We start from the raw sequence: 22,496 nt of genomic DNA, 5'->3' as shown, positions 1-22,496 counted from the left end.
TAGCGCCCGACGAAGGTGTCCAAAATCATTAGGCCAGTTCAGCTTGCCCCGCGATAGGGCCGGTACAGCCTAGAGAAACCAGCGATACTCCCGCGCACTCACCTCATGCATGAACGCCAGGTGGTCCTGCCGCTTGTTCTCGCAATAGACCATGACGAACTCACTGCCCAGCCGCTCATTGACCACCGGGTGATGACGCATGGCCGCCACCGCCGCGAGCATGTCCTTGGGAAAATCGATGCCGCTGCTGCGGTCGTCGTTGAGCGGTGCAATCGGCTCCTGGCCGGCCTCCAGGCCATGCTCCATACCGCTGAGGATCGCCGCCAGCACCAGATATGGGTTGGCATCGGCGCCGGCCAGGCGGTGTTCGATGCGCAGGTTGCGCGGGTCCGATTCGGGGATGCGGATGCACGCGTCGCGGTCTTCAAAGCCCCAGCTGGCGCGGCTCGCCGCGTTGACCATGGCACCATAGCGACGCATGGCATTGTGGTTGGCCGCGAAGATCGGCATGCACTGCGGCAGCAGTTCCAGGCAACCGGCCACGGCATGGCGCAGCGGGCGCTGGTCATCGGCGGCCAGCAGGTTGTTGCCCTGCTGGTCGTAGAGGCTGACATGCACGTGCATGCCGCTGCCCGGCGCGTCCAGGTAGGGTTTGCTCATGAAACTGGCGCGCATGCCGTGCTTGAGCGCCACGCCACGCGTGCTGCGGCAGAACAGTGCGGCCCAGTCGGCGGCGCGCAGGCCGTCGTCACAGTGGCCGAAGTTGATCTCGAACTGCCCGGGGCCCAGTTCTGCGGTGATCACGTTGGCGTCCACGCCTTGCTCGTTGGCGGCTTCGACCATCTCTCGCAGCACGTCGGAGTAACGCGACAGGCGTTCGATGTGCATGTTCGGCTGGTCGTCCGGATCACCGCTGAACGGGTCGCGGGGGAACTGCGGTAGGCCGTCTTTCAGCGTGCGGTCGAACAGGTAGAACTCCAGCTCGAAGGCCACCACCGGGCGAATGCCGCGACGCTCCAGGCGCTGCAGCACCCGGGCCAGCACTTCGCGGGGCTCGAACTCGATCGGTGCGGCGGTGCCGTCGGAGCTGATCAGCATTTGCCCCAGCGGCTGGTTCTCCCAGCGCACCGGCTTGAGGGTGCCGGGAATCAGCCGCCGTGGCGCATCGGGGTCACCGTCGTTGAAGCAGTAGTCGCCAATCGGGTGCAGGCCGCCCTGGACACCCAGCAAAACGCAGTTCTGCGGCAGTTTCAGGGCGCTGCCGGCAGCGACTTTTTCGAGCATGTCGATCGGGTAGCGCTTGCCATAAAAATGCCCGGGGATGTCCAGGCTGATCAGGTCGACATAACGCACCTGAGGATGCTCGGCGCGAAATGCGCGTACTTCACTAAGCAGATCAGGGCAGTCTTTTATTGTTGTCATCACGTGCGATCCTGCGCTTGGTTTCAACGGAATACCCAGAGCACCCGGGTAGTGTGTTCGGTCAGGTTGGCGTAGCGGAACTGGCTGTGCGGTGGCAGCTGGAAGCTGTCGTTGGCCTGCAGGGTGACCGGCATCTCAGCGTCATCGAGCCAGATGCTCAATTCGCCTTCGAGCACAAAACCACCTTGCTCGGAGCTGTCGTCCAGGTGCCCGTCACCGCTGCTGGCGCCCGGCGCCAGGTGGCTTTCGAGCATCGAAAAGCCACCGTTGAGCTTGGGCGAGACCAGCACGTCGGTAATCCCGGCGGCGTAGTACAGGGTGCGCCGCTCACCGGGGCGGGTGACCCAGTCCACTTCGCGCGGCTTGCTCAGGTTGTAGAAGTAGGTGGTGGGCACGCACAGGGTTTCGCTGATGGCGGTAAGGTCGGCCACGGTCGGGCGCGACAGGCCACGCTCGACCTGGGACAGGAAACCCACCGAGCGGTCGATGCGGTCGGCCAGCTCGCCGAGGGTCAGGTTGCGATGCTTGCGCAGGTCGCGGATGAGGATCGCCAGGCTTTCGATTTCTTCCTGCATGTCCATGGGTGGGCCCTCTCAAATAGTGTCGCGCAGGCGGTACCAGACCTTGGCTGCCGCTTCCAGCGGGGCAGCGAGCAGGTCGCCGCCAGGGAAGCGGCCGTTGTCGATGGCCTGGTACAGGTCCAGCAAATGGTTGTCGCCCAGAATGGCGTCGCTGACCGCCCGGGCGCCGGCCAGGGTTGGCAGTACGCCATGGCCGGAGAAGCCCTGCAGCCAGTAGCGCTGGCCCTGGCGGCCGATGTCCGGGGTGCGGCGCAGGCTGCAGTCGATATGGCCGCCCCAGGCATAGTCGATCTGCACGCCTTGCAACTGCGGGAAGGCTCGTTCCAAGACCGGGCGGGTGGCAGCGGCAACGTCCTTGGGGATACCGCCCAGGTAGGTGCAACCGCCGCCGAACAGCAGGCGCTGGTCCGGGGTCAGGCGGAAGTAGTCGGGGACGAACTGGTTGTCGATCACGCAACTGTTCTGTGGCAGCAGCGAACGGGCCAGGGCCGGGTCCAGGGGCGCGGTGGCCACCTGATAGGAACCCACCGGCAGCAGGCGTTGTGACAGCGGGCGGTCGAGCTGGTCGATGTAGGCGTTGCAGGCCAGCACCAGCACATCACTGCGGATCTCGCCCTGGTCGGTACGGGCGACAAAGCCTGCCGGGGTATCGCGGTAGCTGAGCACCCGGCTCTGCTCGAAGATCCGCCCGCCGGCCGCTTCGATGGCGCTGGCCAGGCCCTGGGCCAGCTTCAGCGGGTTGAGGTGGGCACCTTCGGCGTCATACAGCGCAGCCTGGTAGCGCGGGCTGCCGATCCACTCGGGCAGTTCGTCGCGCTCGATTACCCGTAGCGGGTCGTAGCCCCATTTCATTTCGGCCTCGTGCCGGGCCGCATGGAGCATGGCCACGCGGCGGGGCAGGACAGCGGCCCACAGGCTACCGCGCCGGTAGTCGACCTCAAAGCCGTGGCGTTCGGGCAGCTCGCGCATCTCGCTGGCGGCCCAGCGCATGCTGTCCCACAGGCGCCGTGCGCGTTCCTGGCCAAGGGATTTCTCCAGTGGCGCCATGTCGCACGACCAGCCCAGCAACGCCTGACCGCCGTTACGCCCGGACGCCGCCCAGGCCACCCGGCTGGCTTCCACCAAAATCACCCGCTTGCCGGCCAGGGCCAGGCGCAGGGCGGTGTGCAGGCCGCTGAAACCGGCGCCGATGATCAGCACCTCGGTATCCAGGCGTTCCTGCAGGGTAGGGCGCAGAGGGATAGGGGCGGGGTAGGTCTGGGCGTAATAGCTGGCGACATGCTGGGCGGATTGCTTGAACACGACGGACCTCATGAATTTTTATTGGTATATTTTCATGAAAAACTACCAGATAAATTTCAAGTGGCCAAGCAGCGTCCAGCCGTAAACCGTGCGGTGGCTCTAGACCGCTGGTTTGTGATGGTGCCGGGTGCTTTCGATTTCGTCAGCCAGGCGTGGGCTGTAGCTGCGCGTGGGGATACCGGTCAGGCGTTCGAACATCAGCGCGAACTTCATGTCCAGCGCGCGCTTGCCGGTCATGTAGGCATTGAGGGTGGTCACACTGACCCCGAGCTCCGCGGCCATGCGCCGCTGGGAGACCCGGTCGGCCTGGCGCTGCCCGGCCTTGAGTGCGGCAAATGCCTTGCGCAGGGCCAGCAGCTCTTCTTCTTCCCACACCCACAGATTACCGCTCATGATTCGATCTCAGTCACACGGATTCGGTCGAGCAATCCGTTGCTGGAATCGCTACATCCTACTGCTGTTGTCTAGTGTTCATTAACCGACCAGAGCGGTCGGTTGTTTTGCCATCATACTCTTCGCGCGTTCCAAACTAGTAGCACGCGGCCATGAATGTGCAGTTTTTCCAGCGCCGCACCCTCGATCAGCACCGGCGGGTACAGCGGGTTGTCGGAAATCATCCGCAAGGTGCCATCGATCAGGCGCTGCAGGCGTTTGACGAACAGGTCGCCGTCGAGGCTGAAGACGTAGATGGCATCGCTGCGCACCTCGTTGATGCCGCGGTCGACCAGCAACGCGTCGCCGTCGTTGAACGTGCCGGCCATGCTGTCGCCATCGCCGCTGATGATCGCCAGGTTGTGCGCGCCGGAAAAGCTGATGCCCTGGCCGCGCAGCCAGTCCAGGTGCACGGTCAGGTCACGGATCACCTCGACGTGGGCTGGCGGCGTGTTGCCGTTGCCCATGGAGCCGCGGATGTCGAAGTGGGCGATGCTGACGAACTCGCTGCTCAGCGCCGTGCCGCTGCTGGCAGGTACGCCAGCTTCGCCTTGCAGCACATCCATCCAGCCCGCGGGCAAGTGCTCGGCCTGCTCGATGCGCCGGGCGACTTCATCACCGAGGTTTTTTTCCGTGCGGGTCGAGAGAATCTGGCTCAGGTGCGCCGGGCTCATGCCCCAGCGCTCGGCACAACTGGCCTTACGCTGGGTACCGATCAACTGCAGCAGATTGCTCTTGCGAATTGCGTAGATGTCCATGGGGTGCAGAATGCCACTATTTAGCTCGATGCTAAAGAGCCCGGCACAACTTTACCCGCGTGTTTGTTGTGCCTGTACCGCGCTGACCGGTGCGCTCATCAGGCGCTGACGCAGCAGGTCATAGCCCCAGTTGTAGGCCATGGTGTAGGGCAGCATGAAGGCGAAGAAGCCGATCTCCAGCAGGAACGCCTGCACCAGCGACACATCGAGCATCAGCGCGGCAATCGGCACGCCGATCAGCACGAAACCGGTTTCAAAGCCGCCGGCGTGCAGGGCGCGGACCTTGACCGTACGCGCTACCCGGCTGACGGGCCAGAGGCGGTCGAATGCCGCGTTGTAGAGCATGTTCCAGATCATCGCCACGGTCGACAGCATCACCGCCAGCGCGCCCATTTCCAGCATCGAGCGGTCGAGCAGCCAGGCGCCGATCGGCGCGCAGATCAGCACGGCGATGACTTCAAAGCCGACGGCGTGGACGATGCGTTCAGCGAAGGATTTTTGGGTGGCTTGCAGTTTCATGACTTCACCTGAAGGTGTGTTTCGGTGAGGTCATTTTCATCGCTTTTTTGCTTATGTGGAAAATAGGTTCCATCGAAAAAAGCGATGGTGTGGTGTTGCCAGGTTAGTCCCTTTGCTCGTCTTCAAGCTGACTGCGCAGCTGGTGTAGCACCTGGTAGGTCGTCTGGATGTCTTCGACCTTCAAACCCTGCGAAAGCTCGTTGATCCAAGGCGCTTGCAGCTTCATTGCAAGATTGAATGCTTGTTTTCCAGCGTCGGTAAGCACAACCAGCTGCGCCCTGCGATGGTGAGGGTTCGGCTGAAATTCCAGCATTCCATCCTTGACGAGATCGTTGACGATCCGCTGAACGTTCTGGCGGTTCGCGCCCATATCGCGGGCAATCCATGAGACGGGCTGCGCTCGATCGGCATTGACGATCGTTCCAAGCAGCTGCCAACGGGCGCTCGTGAGACCTGTCTCGGCAACGAGGCGATCGCCTGCGGTGAGCATTCGCGCACTTGCTCGAAAGAGCTCAAGGACCAGATCGGTCATGGCGCGTCCAGCGGGGGTGTGGTTTGGCTTGTTCATGGCGCAAACTTTTCCACATTGACATGATGATGTCAATTTTGTAGGGTTGGATGCGTGGTGCCAGGTTGTCACCATGTTTACAAGTTTGGAAGTCTCCATGCTTTCTATTCACCCACTTGATCCAGTCGCACCCATCCGCAGGCAGCAGCTCCAGTGCAGCGAATCTCCGGCGGTACTGGTCAACCCGTGCCCAATTAACTGACGGTATTCGATACATGCTCAAACGACTCCACCTGACAGCCAGCATGCTGGCACTGCTGTGCATCGCTACTTTCTTTCTATCGACCCTTCTTGTCGAAATCCTGGGAACCCAGCGTTCGATAGCTCAGCTCAAGCACTTGATCGTGAGCCCCGGACTTTGGCTGCTGGTGCCGATGATGGCACTGGCCGGGGCAAGCGGCATGCTGCTGAGTCGGGCTCGACCAGGGCGCCTGGTGAGCGCGAAGAAGAAACGCATGCCATTCATCTCCGCCAATGGCCTGTTGGTGCTTGTGCCCTGCGCAATTGCACTCAACTTATGGGCGTCGGCAGGAAGCTTCGACACGCGTTTCTACGTCGTACAGGTCATCGAGCTCGTCGCCGGGGCAACCAACCTTGCATTGATGGGGCTGAACGTGCGCGATGGCTTGCGCCTAAGCGGCCGCTTGCCGCGGGCTGTGCCTCACGGCCAGTAAGCTCGGAGCTCCCACCTTTGGCGTCGTGGGGCATCATGCCGAGTTGGGAGAGCGCCGTAGACTGGATTACTCTGCGCGGTCAGTTTCCAGGTTTACAAGGACGTCCATGATTCCTGTCGATCCGCTGGCCATGGTGGTCGGCTACATGATCTTGATTTTCTCCGAGGTTTTCCTCTGGCTGCTGATCGCCTGCCTGGTGGCTTTCCTTATCATGGGGATGCGCGTGCGTCGTCTAGAGCTGTGGCAAAGCCATGGCAACGCGACGGTCGAGACCGTGTCCACCCACGACCTTGAAGGCTGGAAATGTGAGCCAGGCAAGGTCGAGTTCAACTTTCCGTTCGGTGCCCATTTCAAGTTTTCCGAGTGGAGCCTGAAAGAATGCATGCTGGCGCCAGGCACCCGCTTGGGCGGCATCGTCTGGCCGGGGCCGGTGACGGTGTTTTCCACCGAGAGAGGATGGGAGGCGAGGTCCGAAGATACACCGGTCCACCTGCTGGGGATGGAACTGCGCTGGCTGCGCATGCGCGTGACCGGGCCTGACGGTGATGTGCTGATGTGGGATGGCTACTTGAACCGTGCCGTCGACTTCGGCTCTGTTCACTATCCACAAGGCACTCAGGTGCGCAGTGATCGAGGTAATCTGCGCTTCAGCCTGCCAGCGGAGATGGAGGCCCTGGATCGGCGCACGGGCAAGGCTCATGTTCCGCTGCCAACATCGACCTGAACTGAGCAATGAGCTCCGAAGACAGCCCGGCACCTTCGAACACGGCGCAGGTGAAGCTAACGGGTGCAGGGCCTGGAGCAGTGATGATGCGGTCGGCAATCACCGCGACTGGACTGCTTCGATAAAGCGCGTGCCCGTCATAACCTGGGGCATTCTGTTGCAAGAAGTCGGCGCTGTTCGAGGTATGAGGAACCGTGTCGAGAAGCCCGGCCCTCGCAAGTGCCAGCGTTCCGCCGCAGATGCCGGCAATTGACGCTCCACTTGAGCGATTGGCATGAAGAAAGTCCCGAATATCTGGTGCTTCTGCACGTTCCCAGGCCATTCCTCCAATGACCACAACAACGTCCGGTTTCCAGTCCAGGCATTGTTGCAAACTGCTATCGACCGTTACAGCCAACCCGCCCTGCGAGTGGAACTGCCCTGGAGTAGGAGCGAAAAACCTGACGTCGATCCCGTAAAACGGGGACGCAGTTCCAGCAATGAATGCATATTCCCAGTCTGCAAAACCTGGTGTCAGTATCAAACCCACGCGTGCCATCAGCCAGAATCCTCCATGAATGTTGCTAGCGTACGGTTACAACAAGCAGACATCAAGACGGATTCGGGTTGATTGCGGTCGGCAGCTTTCGACCCAGAGCTGCCGGTGTACGACGTCCAGGTGGGAGCGGGCTTGCCCCGCGATTCTGACTCTGAAAATTGTCTGTCATGCTGCCATGACCCTATCGCGGGACAAGCCCGCTGCCACCGTTTGCAGGCCGCTTGTGGCCGTCAGCTGCCCTCCGTGAAGGGCAGCTATAGGTCGACCCCGGTCATCCAGCGCCAAGGGCCGGCAGTGCCCAGAACAGGATACCTTCCTGGATTTCACAAGCCCGGTAGGTGCTGCAGGCAAGATGAGGGCTTAGTCCACCATCACTTCGTCCAGTGCCTGCTCGAGGGTGCTGACCGTGCGCTCGATATTGTGCAGCTTTTCGAGGCCGAACAGACCGATGCGGAAGGTCTGGAAGTCGGCCGGCTCGTCGCATTGCAACGGCACTCCGGCGGCGATCTGCAGGCCGTGGTCGGCAAATTTCTTGCCGCTCTTGATGTCGGCATCATCGGTGTAGCTCACCACTACGCCAGGGGCCTGAAAGCCGGCTGCGGCCACGCTTTTGATGCCTTTGCCGGTCAACATTGCGCGCACCCGATCGCCCAGCGCCTGTTGTTCGCCGCGGACCTTGTTGAAACCGTAGGCTTGCATCTCTTTCATCACGTCGTTAAAGCGCGCGAGGGAATCGCTGGGCATGGTCGCATGGTAGGCATGCCCGCCCTGTTCGTAGGCCTGCATGATCTGAAGCCACTTTTTCAGGTCGCAGGCAAAGCTGCTGCTTTGCGTCTGCTCGATGTGCTCGAGGGCCAAGGCACTGAACATCACCAGGGCGCAGCAAGGGGAGGCGCTCCAGCCTTTCTGCGGCGCGCTGATCAGCAGATCGACTGCGCACTTGTGCATATCAACCCAAATCGTGCCTGAGGCGATGCAGTCCAGCACGAACAGGCCACCCACCGCATGCACGGCGTCGCCGACGGCCCGCAGGTAGTCGTCGGGCAGAATAATCCCTGATGAGGTTTCAACGTGAGGGGCGAAGACAATCCGCGGCCTCGAAGCCTGAATGGCGGCCAGCACTTCGTCCAGAGGGGGTGGTGCGTAGGCAGCCTGGCGGCCCGTGTCGACCGGTCGGGCTTTCAGTACCGTGGTGGCCGCCGGGATGTTGCCCATCTCAAGGATCTGGCTCCAGCGATAACTGAACCAGCCGTTGCGTATTACCAGGCATTGCTGGTCGGTGGCAAACTGTCGCGCTACCGCTTCCATGCCGAATGTGCCGCTGCCCGGCACTACCGCAACAGCCTGGGCGTTGTAGACCTGTTTCAGGGTGCTGGAAATGTTCTTCATCACGCCTTGAAATTGCTGCGACATGTGGTTGAGCGAGCGGTCGGTGTAGACCACCGAGTACTCGACCAGCCCCTCAGGATCAATACTGGGATATAGCTTTGACATGCGGTCACTCCTTTGGCAGAGATGTCAGTGGTATCGACCCTGCCCTAAGCGTTGGCAAATGACAAGATTGCTCGGGACTGATTGCGACTTCTGTCGAACGGCAGTTACCGACCCAGAGCTGCCGTTCAACAAACAATATCTTGAGCCACCCAGCAGGAGTTTAAGCCACGAATTGTCGTACACTCCCCAACGCCTCGGGGCTACCTAAACATAAGGAACAGTGGATCTCATGACAAAGCTTCTCGAGTGCTCAAGTGAGGTTTTCAGTTGCGGGACCGTATTTAGAGCTAGGGGCTCTTACCCTTATGAAGAGGTTGTAGATTTCATGGTTTTCAACACACTGGACGAGGATCGTTGCTTTGGGCTGATGGTTACCACTGGATACAAAGCCGGCCTACCGCTGGTTTGGCTGCCTGGAGAGAGCAATGCAGGGTGTCTGGGCCTCAGTAGGGAGTGGGTTCTGGCCAACTGGGGTAAGTGGATCTATCCGGACTGTGAAATCTCGCAAGTCCTTGTGATTGATGGCTATAAACCTGGCTCGCATGTGGAATTGTTTGAGTAACCCTTCGAGCCGCTGAGCGGTTGGGGTCGCACCAGTCATGCTTGACTGCAACCGAAGTACGTAACGAGATTTCTGAGCAACTGCTGCACCAGGTAGTGAGCGACATATTGGCCAAGCCTTCTGCTGATGACCGCTATGGATCGTTTATTGCCTGTCACGACTGACTGAAATCGCCCCATAGCAGCCAGATGTATTCATAGGCGAATGAAGAGTGATGCTTGTTAGCTGATCTGAAAGATTTCAGAAATTGCACTCAGGGCTTTCTTGCCGTGAGATTCATAAAGACCGCTCAGCAACCTCTGGTCACTGAGACGATGCAGTCGGAAGTGGTTGTAGAAAGCCTGACCCAACCGCTGGTTCTCGAATGCACCTCTGTCCCAAAGCTCCAGGAACTCATCGTAGGTAGCCCTCTCAATTTCCGGTCTTATTCCACTGTCCAATGCGGATCCCAGTTGACGGTTGGTGTTGTTAGGATCCTACAAAGGCAAAACGGCTTGTGCAATGCACTCGACCCGCGTGACTTCTTCTGGCCCGCTTCAGCCCTTCACAACGCTCAGAATTCAGCCAGTTGTGATCTTTGTTGGAGCGGGCTTACTCAGAAGGAGGCTGCTTGAGCAACGCACATACTCTTCGAGCTGTGTCATCTGCGCTATCGGGAACGACTATTGAAATGCCTATATAGTGCTCAAGGTGCAGCGTAAGCGTGTGGTCGCCCACCAACAGATCCCAGTAGCGCTGGTCTAGGCCATCGAGCTTCTCTTTCCAGCGACCGCCCAGCCCTTGCTCAAGAGCCCGGGCCACGTCCTCGAAAAGCTTCCAGTCGGCTTTTTCTGATACTTCAATCGTCGCCATACGTCACCTCACCACCAGCAGTCCCCGATTCTGGTGGCTCCAGCGGATGGCCGCAACGGGTCGATAGTCATCGTTAGGATTTGACTGCTTTAGGCCGTTAGCCGACCTCGGCCAACGGCCGCTCTGGGTCGAATGCGGTCATCCGTGACCGGCTGCTATCGACCCATTGCAGACGGTCAGCACAGACAACCTTTCAAGTACACCAGGCACGGCCCCAGAACAGGTTGCCACACGATCTCATGCACAGACAGATCAGGTAAGGAGTTCGCCTGTGTCGTAGTCAAACCGGTAGACCGATTGATCGAAGTCTACGGCTCTAATATGGTCGTGCAACAAGTCAAAGCCTTCAGTAAAGATGTCTGCGCCCCACGCTTGCCAGATGAGTCGGCCATCTGTAGAAAAACGAGAGATCGCTAACTCTCCGTGAGCAATCAGTGCTCCCCGCTGACTTTGCCAATAGATACCAAAGCACGTGGCGACGTCGACCTGAAGGGACCAGAGAAGACGATAGGGATGCACGATCGAAATGCAGGCAATGTGATTGCCGACGGCCAACAGCATAGTATCTTCGATAACCAAGGCCGAGTGTGCGTGGACATCGGTGGCACCACCCCCTGCACCCACTACCATGATCAATTCCCCGTTTAAGCTCACCCCATGGTTAGACCCTATCGAGTCCGTAAGTGGGATTTCAGATGCGTAACAGCGCCTGTTGTCAGTAGAGTTGAACGAATGAGTCGGCTCATTAGTAACTGTGATCAATCCGTGATCGGTATGCAGATTCATTGGTTTCCTCATCCGGAAGATCGATGATTTTGCCTGTTCAGGGTGCTTGAGGGCGATGCATTGTGAGTGACGCCACTCTTGGTCATTGTCGACGAAAGCTGCCGGTGTACGGCGTCCAGGTGGGAGCGGGCTTGCCCCGCGATTCTGACTCTGAAAATTGTCTGTCATGCTGCCATGACCCTATCGCGGGGCAAGCCCGCTCCCACCTGCCAACCTTCATCCCTGCCTGATGCAAGTCGAAGAGGGCGGCTCGATCTCTACTCACGGTTTCATCAGTCTTGCCTGCCAAACAACGGGCAATTGGTCTGCTCACTAAGCAAAAACTGGATGGGCAACCCAGACCATTGGCGCGATATAAATCAATCACCAAGGGGGGGCTACCACTTGGGGGCGGCGCCGTACCGTGCGCTTTCGACAGGTTCACGTTGCCGTTTCTACCGTCATTAAGGATTGATCATGACAGCACTACAACAGGTTTTATCGGTTCGCCCAGTAGCGCAGAAGGACTTCGCCAAGTGGTGCGAGTTCTGGGCCAAGTACCAAGAGTTCTACAAGGTCGATGTGGGCATGCAGACCACCCAGTTAACCTGGGCCCGCTTCTTCGACAGCAGCGAGCCTGTGCACTGTGCGGTCGCCTCGATTGGGGAGCAGATCTACGGTTTCGTCCACTTCGTCTTTCACCGCTCCACCTGGGGCCGCAATGACTTCTGCTACCTGGAGGACTTGTACGTTTGCCCAAGCGTACGCGGCCAGATGATCGGCAAGCAACTGATCGAATACGTGCAAGGGCAAGCCCGCGAGAAAAACTGCGACCGGCTTTACTGGCACACCCAGGAGACTAACCACACCGCGCAAAGGCTATACGACTGGATAGCCGAAAAGCCTGGTGTTATCGAGTACAGAATGCCGTTGGATGCCGTCCACGCTCACACCTGATCCATAACCTCGGTCACCCCCCGATCCTCACCCAGAAACCCGCCACTCTGGTGGTGCCACAGCTGCGCATAGATGCCGTTTTTGGCGAGCAGTTCTGCGTGGGTACCTTGTTCGATGATGCGGCCGTCATCCATGACAATAAGCCGGTCCATTGCCGCAATCGTCGACAGCCGATGGGCGATGGCAATCACGGTTTTGCCCTCCATCATCTCATCGAGGCTTTCCTGAATGGCCACTTCGACTTCGGAGTCCAGCGCGCTGGTAGCCTCGTCAAGGAGCAGGATCGGGGCGTTCTTGAGCATCACGCGGGCAATCGCGACCCGCTGGCGCTGGCCGCCGGAAAGCTTGATGCCACGCTCGCCCACCAGGGTGTCGTAGCCGCTATGGCCTTGCCGGTCGCTCAGTTGGCTGATGAACTCATCGGCCTGGGCACTGGCCGCGGCACTGCGGACCTGGGCGTCGCTCGCATCGGGTCGGCCGTAGGCGATGTTGTCGCGAATGGAGCGGTGCAACAGTGACGTATCCTGGGTGACCATGCCGATGGCGCTGCGCAGGCTGTCTTGCGTCACCTGTGCAATGTCTTGTCCGTCAATGCGAATCTGCCCGCTGTCGACATCATAGAAGCGCAGCAGCAGGTTGATGAGCGTGGATTTGCCCGCGCCGGAGCGGCCTACCAGGCCGATTTTTTCACCCGGGCGAATATTCAGGCTCAGGCCATCGAGCACCTGGCGTTCGCCATTGTAGTTGAAGCTCACATTGTCGAAGGTGACCGCGCCGCCGGAGGTCACCAGCACACCGGCATCCGGCGCATCCTTCACCTTGGGGCCGCGGGTGAGGGTGGCCATGCCATCCTGCACGGTGCCGATGCTCTCGAACAGCGAAGTCATTTGCCACATGATCCAGTGCGACATGCCATTGATACGCAACGCCATGGCGGTGATGGCCGCCACGGCACCGGCGCCGACCTCACCCTGGTGCCACAGCCACAGGGCATAACCGCCAGCTGCCATGATCAACGCCACCACCAGGGCCTGGTTGACGATCTCGAACTGGCTGACCAGGCGCATCTGGCGAAAGCCGGTTTGCTTGAAGTCCTCCATCGCTGCACGGGCGAAGTGCGCTTCACGATTGGAGTGGGAGAACAGCTTCACCGTGGTGATGTTGGTGTAGGCGTCCGAGATACGCCCGGTCATCATCGACCGCGCATTGGCCTGCTCCTGGCCGACTTTGCCCAGGCGGGGCACGAAGTACAGCATGGCCAGGCCGAACAACACGACCCAGGCAACGAAAGGCAGCATCAGTTTCAGCGCGAAACCGCCCGCCAGGGCGATGATCGCAATGAAATACACGCCTATCCCGGGGAGGATCTCGATCAGGGTGAACAGCAGGTCGCGCACGGCCAGCGCCGTCTGCATGACCTTGGTGGTGACCCGGCCGGAAAACTCATCGGAAAAGAACGAAAGGCTTTGCCGCAGCATCAAGCGGTGGAAGTCCCAGCGCAGTCGCAACGGCAGGTTTATCGCCAATATCTGGTGCTGCACCATGGTCCGCAATGCCACCAGCCCGACGCTGGCCAGCATGACGATACCCATGCCCCACAACACGCGACTTTCCTGCGCCGCCGCATCACCACCTGCCTGCCAGGTCGAGAGCAGATCCACGACCTGACCGAGGAAAGCAAACAGCCAAGCTTCGTAGATCGACACGCCAGCACTCAACAGTGCAAACGCAAGAATATAGCCGCGCGCGCCCCGTGTGCAGGCCCACAGGAAGCGAGCCAGGCCCTCGGGCGGTGGCGGTACCTCGTCAGGAGGAAAGGGGTCGAGCCTTCGTTCAAACGCACGAAGCATGGTGGTCTCCACAACGATCAAATTCTGGAGATTCTGCCACCGAACGGTGGCTTTGAGGGATTTGCCATGGGGCGTTTTCTGTCTGGCGGACTTTCAAGCAACGCGCTGGCTCACTAAATCTACCGGCTGGCTGCGCACGGTTGCGGGTCGAGCAATCCGGGCCTATGGTCCATGCGAGGCTTTACCTGCGCAGCGAGGTGACCCCATGCCGAACGACTCCCGCCCGGCCGTGCTCGAACTGATCGGCAATACGCCGCTGGTGCGTGTCAGCCGCTTCGATACCGGCCCGTGCACACTGTTCCTCAAGCTCGAATCGCAAAACCCCGGCGGTTCGATCAAGGATCGCATCGGCCTGGCGATGATTGACGCCGCCGAGCGCGATGGCCGCCTGCGCCCCGGCGGCACCATCGTCGAAGCCACCGCCGGCAACACCGGCCTGGGCCTGGCCCTGGTCGGCCGCGCCAAGGGTTACCGGGTGGTGCTGGTGGTGCCCGACAAGATGTCCACCGAGAAGGTCCTGCACCTCAAGGCCATGGGCGCCGAAGTGCACATCACCCGCTCTGACGTTGGCAAGGGCCATCCCGACTACTACCAGGATGTTGCCGCGCGGCTGGCGCAGGAGATTCCCGACGCGTTCTTCGCCGATCAGTTCAACAACCCGGCCAACCCGTTGGCCCACGAATGCAGCACCGCGCCGGAGATCTGGGCGCAGACCCAGCATGATGTCGATGCCATCGTCGTCGGCGTCGGCTCGGCCGGCACGCTGACCGGGCTGACCCGCTTCTTTCGCCGCCTGCAGCCCAACCTGGTGATGGTGCTGGCCGACCCGGTTGGCTCGGTGGTCGCCGAATACAGCCGTAGCGGCACCCTCGGCACGCCCGGCTCCTGGGCGGTGGAGGGCATCGGCGAAGACTTCATTCCGTCGATTGCCGACCTTTCCAGTGTGCGCCAGGCCTACTCCATCAGCGACGAAGAGAGCTTCGATCATGCCCGTCAACTGCTGCGCGCCGAGGGCATTCTCGGCGGCTCTTCGACCGGCACATTACTGGCGGCGGCGCTGCGCTACTGCCGCGAACAAACCGAGCCGAAGCGGGTCGTCAGCTTTGTCTGCGACACCGGCACCCGCTACCTGTCGAAGGTCTACAACGACCAGTGGATGACCGACCAGGGCCTGCTGGCGCGCAAGCGCTATGGCGACTTGCGCGACCTGATTGCGCGGCGCTTCGAGGACGGCCGGGTGATCAGCGTCGGCCCCGACGATACGCTGCTCACCGCCTTTCAGCGCATGCGCCTGGCCGATGTGTCGCAACTGCCGGTGCTGGTCAATGGCCAGAATCTGGTCGGGGTGATCGATGAGTCCGACATTCTGCTCGGCGTGCACCACGACGCTTCGCACTTTCACATGACCGTGGCCAGCGCGATGACCGACAAGCTCAAGCTGGAAACCCTGGCCCCCAGCGCCAGCCTGGCTGAACTGCAGGCCGAGCTCGACCGTGGGCTGGTGGCGATTATTGAAGACGCTGCGGGGTTTCACGGCGTGATTACCCGCGTCGATTTGCTCAATCACTTACGCAGGTCCCTACCATGAGTCAGCACGATGAAAGCGGCGCGCCACGCGCCTTCGCCACCCGGGTGATCCATGCCGGACAGGCGCCGGACCCATCCACCGGGGCACTGATGCCGCCGATCTACGCCAACTCCACCTATTTGCAGCAGAGCCCCGGGGTGCACAAGGGCCTCGACTACGGCCGCTCGCACAACCCCACGCGCTGGGCCCTGGAGCGCTGCGTGGCGGACCTTGAGGGCGGCACCCAGGCCTTCGCCTTCGCCTCCGGGCTGGCGGCGATCGCCAACGTGCTCGAGCTGCTCGACGCCGGCGCGCACATCGTCTCGGGCAATGACCTGTATGGCGGCACCTTCCGCCTGTTCGAACGGGTGCGCCGGCGCAGCGCCGGGCATTGCTTCAGCTTCGTCGACCTGGCTGACCTGGCGGCATTTGAAGCGGCGCTGCAGGCAGACACGCGGATGGTCTGGGTCGAGACCCCGAGCAACCCCTTGCTGCGCCTGACCGACCTCGCCGCCGTCGCGCGCATCTGTCGCGAGCGCGGCATCCTCTGCGTGGCCGACAACACCTTCGCCAGCCCGTGGGTCCAGCGCCCGCTGGAGCTGGGCTTCGATATCGTCCTGCACTCGACCACCAAATACCTCAACGGCCACTCCGACGTGATCGGCGGCATCGCCGTGGTCGGGCAGAACCCGGAACTGGCCGAGCGCCTGGGCTTTTTGCAGAACTCGGTGGGCGCTATCGCCGGGCCGTTCGACGCGTTCCTCACCCTGCGCGGGGTGAAGACCCTGGCCCTGCGTATGGAGCGTCACTGCAGCAATGCCCTGGAGCTGGCGCAATGGCTTGAGCGTCAGCCGCAGGTGGCGCGGGTCTACTATCCGGGCCTGGCCTCGCACCCGCAGCACGAACTGGCGCGGCGGCAGATGCGCGGCTTCGGCGGGATGATTTCCCTTGACCTGAACAGCGACCTGGCCGGCGCCAAGCGCTTCCTTGAAGCGGTGGAGATCTTCGCCCTGGCCGAGAGCCTGGGCGGGGTCGAAAGCCTGATCGAACACCCGGCGATCATGACCCACGCCAGCATCCCGGCAGAGAACCGCGCGCAACTGGGCATCGGTGATGCGTTGGTGCGTTTGTCGGTGGGTGTCGAGGATGTCGAGGACCTGCGGGGTGATCTGGCTCAGGCGTTGGAGCGGATTTGAGCGGTGGGGGGATAGCTGCTAAGCGGCCTTCAGACGGTGGGAGCGGGCTTGTCCCGCGATAGGGTCATGTCAGCATGACAGACAATTTTCAGAGTCAGAATCGCGGGGCAAGCCCGCTCCCACATTGGATCTGCATGCACCGAGCCTATGGGGCCAGTCCAGCTCCTGCTCCTGCTCGACGATCCGCCAGGCAGGCTCGCCGTTGCGGTACCAGTACGTGGTTCAACGGGCTCATTTGGGGCTCCTTGTGCAATGCTGCGCACAGGGACCGATGGCGTTGCCTTGGGCTCAACCGTGCACCAAGAAGGCCCCTGGTGGAACCCGATATCGCAGCTTCTTGCATTTGCCGGGTGCGGGCTGGTGCCCTGGCGGGCGATCCGGAAACCAGATTCGGCATTTACCCGGAGGCGGTAAATGGCCGCGGGGAACTTCAACCTCATCGTACCCAGACTCTGGCTCGACGGAAGCCGTTTGCAGTTTCCCTTCGGGCCGAGGCCTGTCAACCGTCGGTAAATCCGATACCCGGTCTGCCTTTGCACGAGCGATGTTGCCGGCGTCGTGCCCTTGAGTCTCCACTTCCTGCCTCTTCTGTACTGCGGCCAGGTCCGCTTTGGCGTTGGGTAGGGTGCCCGAAGACCGGGCCTGCTGCGCCGCCTGGATCAATTGGAAGTTGCGGTTGCGTAACTCGACGTTGCGACCAACTCGCATGTTCGAGCGCGCCGCCAAGGTTTCAGCCTGCTGGTACTGCCCTTGCTGAAGACGCAACACACCGAGGTAATGCAGCGTCGCCGGATTGTTCGGCTGGATTTGCAGGGCTCGCTCCAGCGTGGCTGCGGCTTGATCCAGCTGGCCGTTCTCATACTGCCGCGAGGCGGTTTCGATCAGGGCGGTTGATGCGCTGTTACTTTGCGCTGCCGCACTTCGCTCAGCAGCAACCGAACAAAGCGACGCGACGGCGCTGAACACCAGGATGAGACCCGGCAGAAAACTCTTGGTTGGCATCAGGGGGACGGACTCGACTGATCTCGGACGGCACTGCCGTAAAACAGACCACAGCGCTGCTCGGTACTTCCGATGCAGGGCCCCAATTGACCTGGCCAGTACCCTGAAGTTCCCGCGGCAGCGGCCAGCGGGTGGGTAACAATGCCGAGGGGCATCGCTCATTCACCACCACTGGGGCGAAGTTGTTCATTGTGGATTAGCAGTGGGGCGAGGACACTCGTTCAGCGTCCTCGCCACTAAGGCACCCTACAGCGACACCAGCACATCACACTGCGATTCGTTCAGCACATGCTTGGTGACGCTGCCGATCAACAGCTCTTCCAGCGCGCTGTCCCCCTGCTTGCCGATCACGATCAGATCGCAGTCCAGCTCCTGCTCCTTCTCGACGATCCGCCAGGCAGGGTCGCCGTGCACCACGACTTGCCGCGCATCGCTCACCCCGGCGGCTTCGCTCAAGGCCGCGAGCTGTTGCACGGCATCTTTGCGGATGACATTGCGGTAGTGAGTGAGGGTGTCCTGGTCGATGTGAGCGAAGCGCATGCTGCTTTCGAAGGGCGCTTCGTACACATGCAGCAGGATGATCTCGGCCTGCGGGGCAACCGCTTTTACCAGCTCGATGGCGCGCAGCGATGAAGGCGAGAAATCCACCGGAACCAGCACGGTACGGTAGGTGTCGCGAGGTGCCTGCTTGACCACCAGCATCGGGCAGAGCATGCGGTTGAGCATTCGTTGTACGGTCGAGCCCAGCAGCAGACGGCGCGCCACACTCTGGCCCTTCGCCCCACACACCAGCAGGTTGCTGCGTTTGTCCTGTACCACACGGGTGATTTCGCTGACCACCGAGCCGGGCGCGACCTGTACGCCAGGGGCGATGTCATAGCGCTGGAACAGCATGGCTGCCAGTGCGTGCACTTTCTCTCCGGCGGTCTCCAGCACGCGATTCAACAAGTCTTCATCAGGCACCAGCACCTGCTTCAAGCGCTCGTAGGGCGCTGGATTGGCAACGTAGAGCAGGTCCAGCGCTGCCTGTTGCGCCTTGCTCAAGAGTGCAGCGCGCTCTGCCGCGTTGCGGGCAGAAGTGGACAGGTCGGTGGCTACCAGTACGTGGTTCAACGGGCTCATGTGGGGCTCCTTATGCAATGCTGTGCACAGGGATCGATGGCGTTGGCCGGTTTCGATCCATTCCTTGCTTGCCGCCATCGTCTCGCGAACCAGGCCTGGCGGCTTGATTTGGGTCAAAGGAGTGGGGGAGGCGAGGCGGGTGCCTGAAGAGCCCCCTATGTTGATCTCAAGTACCGATAAAGCGTCTGCCGACTGATATCAAAATCACGCGCCAATTTAGATTTACTTTCTCCAGCGCGGGCGCGGTCAATTAAACTTACAACCTGATTGTCAGACAGTTTTTTCTTGCGACCTTTGTATAACCCACGGATCTTTGCGGCAGCAATGCCTGTCGCCTGTTTTTCCCTCGCTGCAGCGCGCTCGAACTCTGCCAGCGCCTCCATTACTGCAATGATGGGCTCCACAACTTCAAGACAGTCATGGCGGAAAATCAGGTTTTCGTTCAAGAACTCCAGGGTTACCTGCTTTTCAATCAGCCGGCGAATGAGGGTGCACAGCTGCTCGGTACTGGAACTGAGCGATGCCATGCTGTCCACTACCACAGTATCCCCGCACTGTATGTAGCGAATTAGCTTTTCAAGGCCTGCGCGATTCGCGGCATCGTCTGCAGTTTCATCGAAAAACACGGCGTCAAATACATCATGGCGGGTTGATTTCTCTACGCTGTCCTCGGGTTCTTGTAGAGAGAGCCGGAAATATTTGATGCGATGCAATCTCATGGTGCCTCCTTGGCAATACTTGTACACCGTCGTTCCAGACTTGTACAACCTGTAACTAAATCAATAAATTCTTACACATGCCTGTAACACTGAGTCCACCCAAAATACACAGTTGCAAAGAATTTGGCTTGTCTTATCATTTTGAAGCTTGGAATGAGTCTAACAAATTTTTCGGCAAGCAGTCGATTTCGTGTTTATTGAATAACGCGCATGCATTCATGCAGTGAATTTGAATGCCTGCTGTTTGATAGCTCAAGCAATTGATTTAACCCGCTTGATGAGGCTGGTAATTATCCGGCGCACGCAGAGGATGCAGTGATGAAGGTCATGGAAAAAACCATCGAAACGGATCACCCGAATACCGATCAGGAAAAGATTGCTACTGTCACCCGGAGCATTACCGAGCACGGAAACTACCTACGCAAGCGCTATCCGATCTTGCAGCATCAGAATGCGCTGGGTGCGAGTGTCATGGTGTTTTCCCTGGCAGGGATGGTCGTCACCGGAGGGCTCTACCTAACGGGCTATATCCCCGCATGGATGTGCATTTTGATCAATGCGCTGCTGACATCGTTCATTCATGAAATCGAACATGACTTGATTCATCGCCTTTATTTCAGAAAACAGCCGCTGGCCCATAATGCCATGATGTTTTTTTGCTGGCTGGCTCGGCCGGGAATGCCCAGCCCCTGGCTAAGGCGCAATCTGCATTTTCATCACCATAAGGAGTCCGGAACTGATACGGATGTCGAGGCATGGATCACGACCAGTGGCAACCCCTGGGGAATACTGCGGTTGTTGAAACTGATGGATGGGTTTGTATTTGGTTTTCTAAACGCGGTTTTTGCGCCGGGATGGCGGCAAAAGGTAAGATTGTTAGGCAAGATCATTCGGCTCAACACACCGTTCGGGCTTTTGTATTGGGGGTGCTGGTATGTGTTCCTCGGCTACCATCTGTATGTGGGCTTTGGGTCAATCATCGGGGCGGAGGTCCACAGTAGTGCTGCGACATTGGCGTTAATGGATGTCGTCAATAGCGCAGTGGTTATACTTATCGCTCCAAACATGATACGGCAGTTCTGCCTGTTTTTTATAAGTTCCAATATGCACTATTACGGCGATGTTGCCCCGCGTAATGCGTTGCAGCAAACCCAGGTAATGAACGCTTGGTGGTTGTGGCCGTTTCAGCTGTTTTGTTTCAACTTCGGTAGCACTCACAGTATTCACCACTTCGTTGTGAGAGACCCGTTCTATCTTCGTCAGATGACCGCACCTTATGCGCATAAAGTCATGGCGGAGGCCGGTGTCAGGTTCAATGACTTCGGTACCTACAAACGAGCGAACCGTTTTTCCATGGGGCACTCTCAAACTCGCTCGCGGGGGTGAATTCCCCGATAAACATGATCTGTTGATAGGTGGAGCCCGGTCTGCCAGGCGGCGGGATCTTTCTTGTCGCCTGGCAGGCTTGCTAACGGTCAAGTTAGGCAAGTAGCAAGGGCTGCACTGCAAATACGAGGAGTCTTAGGTATGAAAGCGCAAGGGATGTGTGCGAAGCCGTTCGAAGCGGTCAAGCAGGCCTTCGAGGACATGTTTGACGATCCGCAGGAGCGTGGCGCCGGGCTCTGCGTGCAGGTAGGCGGAGAGATGGTTGTCGACCTGTGGGCCGGTATGGCGGATCAAGAGGGCGCCAGGCCTTGGACGCGGGATACGCTGGCCAACACTTTTTGCGTTGTAAAACCCTATGTCGCGGTGGCCGTTCTGATGTTGGTCGAGGAGGGCAAGCTGGAGCTGGATGCGCCGGTGGCCCGTTACTGGCCTGAGTTCGCCCAGAACGGCAAAGCCAAGGTCACCTTGCGTCAGGTGATGAACCACACCGCGGGCCTGCCGGCGCTGCGAGCACCCGACCATAACGCCATGATGTATGACTGGGAGCATATGCTGCGGGTCCTGGAAGCCGAGCCGCTCTGGTGGGAGCCGGGAACAGACCTGGGGTACGGCACCACTACCTTTGGCTGGATTCTCGGTGAGTTGATTCGTCGGGTGGATGGACGAGACCCCTGTGCCTTTATCCACGAAAAGATTCTGGACCCCCATGACCTCGACGTTCACCTTGGTGTGGACGAAAAACACTTTCATCGTATCGCGCGTTTCGACAGTGCCACCGGGCGAGTCGGTGATCCTTACTCGCAAGCGCTGCGCACAGTGCTAAAAAGCGAGCCAGCGCATATCGCGACATTCGCCTTCACCAACCCCGGAATGGTGCCCAGACGAACCAGCGATCCTCGCTGGTGGGCCTATCGGCAACCGGCTGTGTGTGGACATGGCACGGCTCACGGCCTGGCCGGTTTCTATAGTGCATTGCTGGCGGGAAACTTTATCGGTCGCGAACTGCTCAGTGAGTTCACTCGAGAGCACAGTCATGGCATGGACCGGGTATGGATGCGGCCAATGCGTTATGGATTAGGCTGCATGCTGGAACAGCAAGTCGACCCGACGGCTTCCCACGCAATGGGCCCAGACACCTTTGGGCATATCGGCCTTGGCGGTCCGATAAGTTTCGCCGATCCCGAAAGGCACGTGAGCTTTGGTTTTGTCACCACGACCTCGGGCAGCCATACGATGATTGACCCCCGTCCTGGCCGGCTGTCATCGCTTGTCTATGCGGCGCTTTGAGCGAGTAATCCTTTATACAGGGTGGGTGCATGAGCGGGCCGCATCGGCGGCCCAGGACAATCGCAGGCGATCACTCACCGGCGCGGACGAAGGCGCCCCGCGCACAATTTGCAGCAATGGTGGGAGAGTAACGTGGTGGGTGGGTAGAGCAAGGGATATGGACTTGGAGGGTTACGATGGAGTTGGCCATCAACTTGAAGCGGGCGGTGTATCAAGCTT

At 59.9% G+C, this 22,496-nt stretch carries 24 protein-coding genes; 8 read left to right on the top strand and 16 right to left on the bottom strand.

Translation table 11 applies throughout. The annotated features are described in order from the left end of the window. Nucleotides 1-69: 69 nt before the first annotated feature. The 7 genes from ABM562_RS19480 to ABM562_RS19450 form a co-directional block, all read right to left on the bottom strand. Nucleotides 70-1,422 carry a glutamine synthetase family protein gene (locus ABM562_RS19480; protein ID WP_134062920.1) on the bottom strand — a complete coding sequence of 451 codons (1,353 nt, stop codon included), beginning with the start codon at nucleotides 1,420-1,422 and terminating at the stop codon, nucleotides 70-72. Nucleotides 1,423-1,445: 23 nt separating this feature from the next. After that, on the bottom strand, nucleotides 1,446-2,003 hold the full coding sequence (locus tag ABM562_RS19475; RefSeq protein WP_115087558.1) for a helix-turn-helix domain-containing protein: 558 nt from the start codon (nucleotides 2,001-2,003) through the stop codon (nucleotides 1,446-1,448). Between the two features lie 12 nt (nucleotides 2,004-2,015). Then, entirely contained in the window at nucleotides 2,016-3,305 is a 1,290-nt protein-coding gene (locus ABM562_RS19470) for an NAD(P)/FAD-dependent oxidoreductase (protein WP_460423008.1), read from the bottom strand. 99 nt (nucleotides 3,306-3,404) lie between these two features. Further along, a complete protein-coding gene (locus tag ABM562_RS19465; protein WP_115087560.1) occupies nucleotides 3,405-3,698 on the bottom strand; it encodes a helix-turn-helix domain-containing protein in 294 nt (97 codons plus the stop codon). Nucleotides 3,699-3,811: 113 nt separating this feature from the next. Then, nucleotides 3,812-4,495 carry a S24 family peptidase gene (locus ABM562_RS19460; RefSeq protein WP_460423006.1) on the bottom strand — a complete coding sequence of 228 codons (684 nt, stop codon included), beginning with the start codon at nucleotides 4,493-4,495 and terminating at the stop codon, nucleotides 3,812-3,814. A 51-nt stretch (nucleotides 4,496-4,546) separates the two neighbouring features. After that, nucleotides 4,547-5,014: a multidrug/biocide efflux PACE transporter gene (locus ABM562_RS19455; RefSeq protein WP_166675695.1), complete on the bottom strand. Its 468-nt coding sequence runs from the start codon at nucleotides 5,012-5,014 to the stop codon at nucleotides 4,547-4,549. Between the two features lie 103 nt (nucleotides 5,015-5,117). Further along, the gene (locus ABM562_RS19450; RefSeq protein ID WP_115087562.1) at nucleotides 5,118-5,546 is read right to left on the bottom strand and encodes a MarR family winged helix-turn-helix transcriptional regulator; all 429 of its coding nucleotides are present in this window, start codon (nucleotides 5,544-5,546) and stop codon (nucleotides 5,118-5,120) included. Nucleotides 5,547-5,797: 251 nt separating this feature from the next. Between ABM562_RS19450 and ABM562_RS19445 the strand changes: the two genes are divergently transcribed. Both ABM562_RS19445 and ABM562_RS19440 read left to right on the top strand, forming a co-directional pair. Further along, nucleotides 5,798-6,256 (top strand): hypothetical protein, encoded by a 459-nt coding sequence (locus tag ABM562_RS19445; protein ID WP_460423004.1) that lies wholly within the window; start codon nucleotides 5,798-5,800, stop codon nucleotides 6,254-6,256. A 106-nt stretch (nucleotides 6,257-6,362) separates the two neighbouring features. Then, nucleotides 6,363-6,980 (top strand): hypothetical protein, encoded by a 618-nt coding sequence (locus tag ABM562_RS19440; RefSeq protein ID WP_460423003.1) that lies wholly within the window; start codon nucleotides 6,363-6,365, stop codon nucleotides 6,978-6,980. Here the strand turns inward: ABM562_RS19440 and ABM562_RS19435 are convergent. Continuing rightward, nucleotides 6,904-7,518, bottom strand: coding sequence for a DJ-1/PfpI family protein (locus ABM562_RS19435; protein ID WP_460423001.1), 615 nt, complete (start codon nucleotides 7,516-7,518; stop codon nucleotides 6,904-6,906). The two genes, ABM562_RS19440 and ABM562_RS19435, sit on opposite strands and share 77 nt — an antisense overlap. A 360-nt stretch (nucleotides 7,519-7,878) precedes the next feature. Next, a complete protein-coding gene (locus ABM562_RS19430; protein ID WP_460422999.1) occupies nucleotides 7,879-9,012 on the bottom strand; it encodes an aminotransferase class V-fold PLP-dependent enzyme in 1,134 nt (377 codons plus the stop codon). A 229-nt stretch (nucleotides 9,013-9,241) separates the two neighbouring features. Here ABM562_RS19430 and imm45 point away from each other — a divergent pair, with 229 nt between their 5' ends. Beyond that, nucleotides 9,242-9,574 carry an Imm45 family immunity protein gene (gene imm45 / locus ABM562_RS19425; protein ID WP_134062909.1) on the top strand — a complete coding sequence of 111 codons (333 nt, stop codon included), beginning with the start codon at nucleotides 9,242-9,244 and terminating at the stop codon, nucleotides 9,572-9,574. A gap of 221 nt (nucleotides 9,575-9,795) precedes the next feature. On the opposite strand, the gene ABM562_RS19420 is transcribed toward imm45, so the two are convergent. The 3 genes from ABM562_RS19420 to ABM562_RS19410 form a co-directional block, all read right to left on the bottom strand. Then, a complete protein-coding gene (locus ABM562_RS19420) occupies nucleotides 9,796-10,014 on the bottom strand; it encodes a hypothetical protein (RefSeq protein WP_134062907.1) in 219 nt (72 codons plus the stop codon). 151 nt (nucleotides 10,015-10,165) lie between these two features. Then, nucleotides 10,166-10,426: a DUF3630 family protein gene (locus tag ABM562_RS19415; RefSeq protein WP_134062905.1), complete on the bottom strand. Its 261-nt coding sequence runs from the start codon at nucleotides 10,424-10,426 to the stop codon at nucleotides 10,166-10,168. Between the two features lie 252 nt (nucleotides 10,427-10,678). Beyond that, nucleotides 10,679-11,212 (bottom strand): hypothetical protein, encoded by a 534-nt coding sequence (locus ABM562_RS19410; protein ID WP_460422996.1) that lies wholly within the window; start codon nucleotides 11,210-11,212, stop codon nucleotides 10,679-10,681. 456 nt (nucleotides 11,213-11,668) lie between these two features. On the opposite strand from ABM562_RS19410, the gene ABM562_RS19405 reads away from it, so the two are divergent. Beyond that, nucleotides 11,669-12,148 (top strand): GNAT family N-acetyltransferase, encoded by a 480-nt coding sequence (locus tag ABM562_RS19405; protein ID WP_134062903.1) that lies wholly within the window; start codon nucleotides 11,669-11,671, stop codon nucleotides 12,146-12,148. Here the strand turns inward: ABM562_RS19405 and ABM562_RS19400 are convergent. Continuing rightward, nucleotides 12,139-13,998 carry an ABC transporter ATP-binding protein gene (locus tag ABM562_RS19400; RefSeq protein WP_134062901.1) on the bottom strand — a complete coding sequence of 620 codons (1,860 nt, stop codon included), beginning with the start codon at nucleotides 13,996-13,998 and terminating at the stop codon, nucleotides 12,139-12,141. The two genes, ABM562_RS19405 and ABM562_RS19400, sit on opposite strands and share 10 nt — an antisense overlap. 205 nt (nucleotides 13,999-14,203) lie before the next feature. On the opposite strand from ABM562_RS19400, the gene ABM562_RS19395 reads away from it, so the two are divergent. Together ABM562_RS19395 and ABM562_RS19390 are read left to right on the top strand one after the other, a co-directional pair. Continuing rightward, on the top strand, nucleotides 14,204-15,586 hold the full coding sequence (locus ABM562_RS19395) for a pyridoxal-phosphate dependent enzyme (protein WP_460422995.1): 1,383 nt from the start codon (nucleotides 14,204-14,206) through the stop codon (nucleotides 15,584-15,586). Beyond that, nucleotides 15,583-16,761, top strand: coding sequence for a trans-sulfuration enzyme family protein (locus ABM562_RS19390; protein WP_460422993.1), 1,179 nt, complete (start codon nucleotides 15,583-15,585; stop codon nucleotides 16,759-16,761). The genes ABM562_RS19395 and ABM562_RS19390 overlap by 4 nt, the downstream gene beginning before the upstream one ends. 288 nt (nucleotides 16,762-17,049) lie before the next feature. Here ABM562_RS19390 and ABM562_RS19385 read toward each other — a convergent pair whose 3' ends face one another. The 3 genes from ABM562_RS19385 to ABM562_RS19375 all read right to left on the bottom strand — a co-directional run bounded on the left by ABM562_RS19385 (nucleotide 17,050) and on the right by ABM562_RS19375 (nucleotide 19,604). Beyond that, a complete protein-coding gene (locus ABM562_RS19385; protein ID WP_460422991.1) occupies nucleotides 17,050-17,763 on the bottom strand; it encodes a tetratricopeptide repeat protein in 714 nt (237 codons plus the stop codon). 246 nt (nucleotides 17,764-18,009) lie between these two features. Further along, the gene (locus ABM562_RS19380) at nucleotides 18,010-18,885 is read right to left on the bottom strand and encodes a universal stress protein (RefSeq protein WP_134062897.1); all 876 of its coding nucleotides are present in this window, start codon (nucleotides 18,883-18,885) and stop codon (nucleotides 18,010-18,012) included. Between the two features lie 155 nt (nucleotides 18,886-19,040). Then, nucleotides 19,041-19,604 (bottom strand): recombinase family protein, encoded by a 564-nt coding sequence (locus tag ABM562_RS19375; RefSeq protein WP_115087576.1) that lies wholly within the window; start codon nucleotides 19,602-19,604, stop codon nucleotides 19,041-19,043. Between the two features lie 318 nt (nucleotides 19,605-19,922). Here ABM562_RS19375 and ABM562_RS19370 point away from each other — a divergent pair, with 318 nt between their 5' ends. Both ABM562_RS19370 and ABM562_RS19365 read left to right on the top strand, forming a co-directional pair. Then, nucleotides 19,923-20,990: a fatty acid desaturase gene (locus ABM562_RS19370; RefSeq protein WP_115087577.1), complete on the top strand. Its 1,068-nt coding sequence runs from the start codon at nucleotides 19,923-19,925 to the stop codon at nucleotides 20,988-20,990. Nucleotides 20,991-21,131: 141 nt separating this feature from the next. Continuing rightward, nucleotides 21,132-22,277, top strand: a complete 1,146-nt coding sequence (locus ABM562_RS19365; RefSeq protein WP_460422988.1) for a serine hydrolase domain-containing protein — start codon at nucleotides 21,132-21,134, stop codon at nucleotides 22,275-22,277. The last annotated feature ends 219 nt before the right edge of the window (nucleotides 22,278-22,496 follow it).

This window comes from Pseudomonas sp. ZL2 (assembly GCF_054788455.1).
Note: the sequence above shows the minus strand (reverse complement) of the source record. Positions and strands in the feature narration are given on the sequence as shown.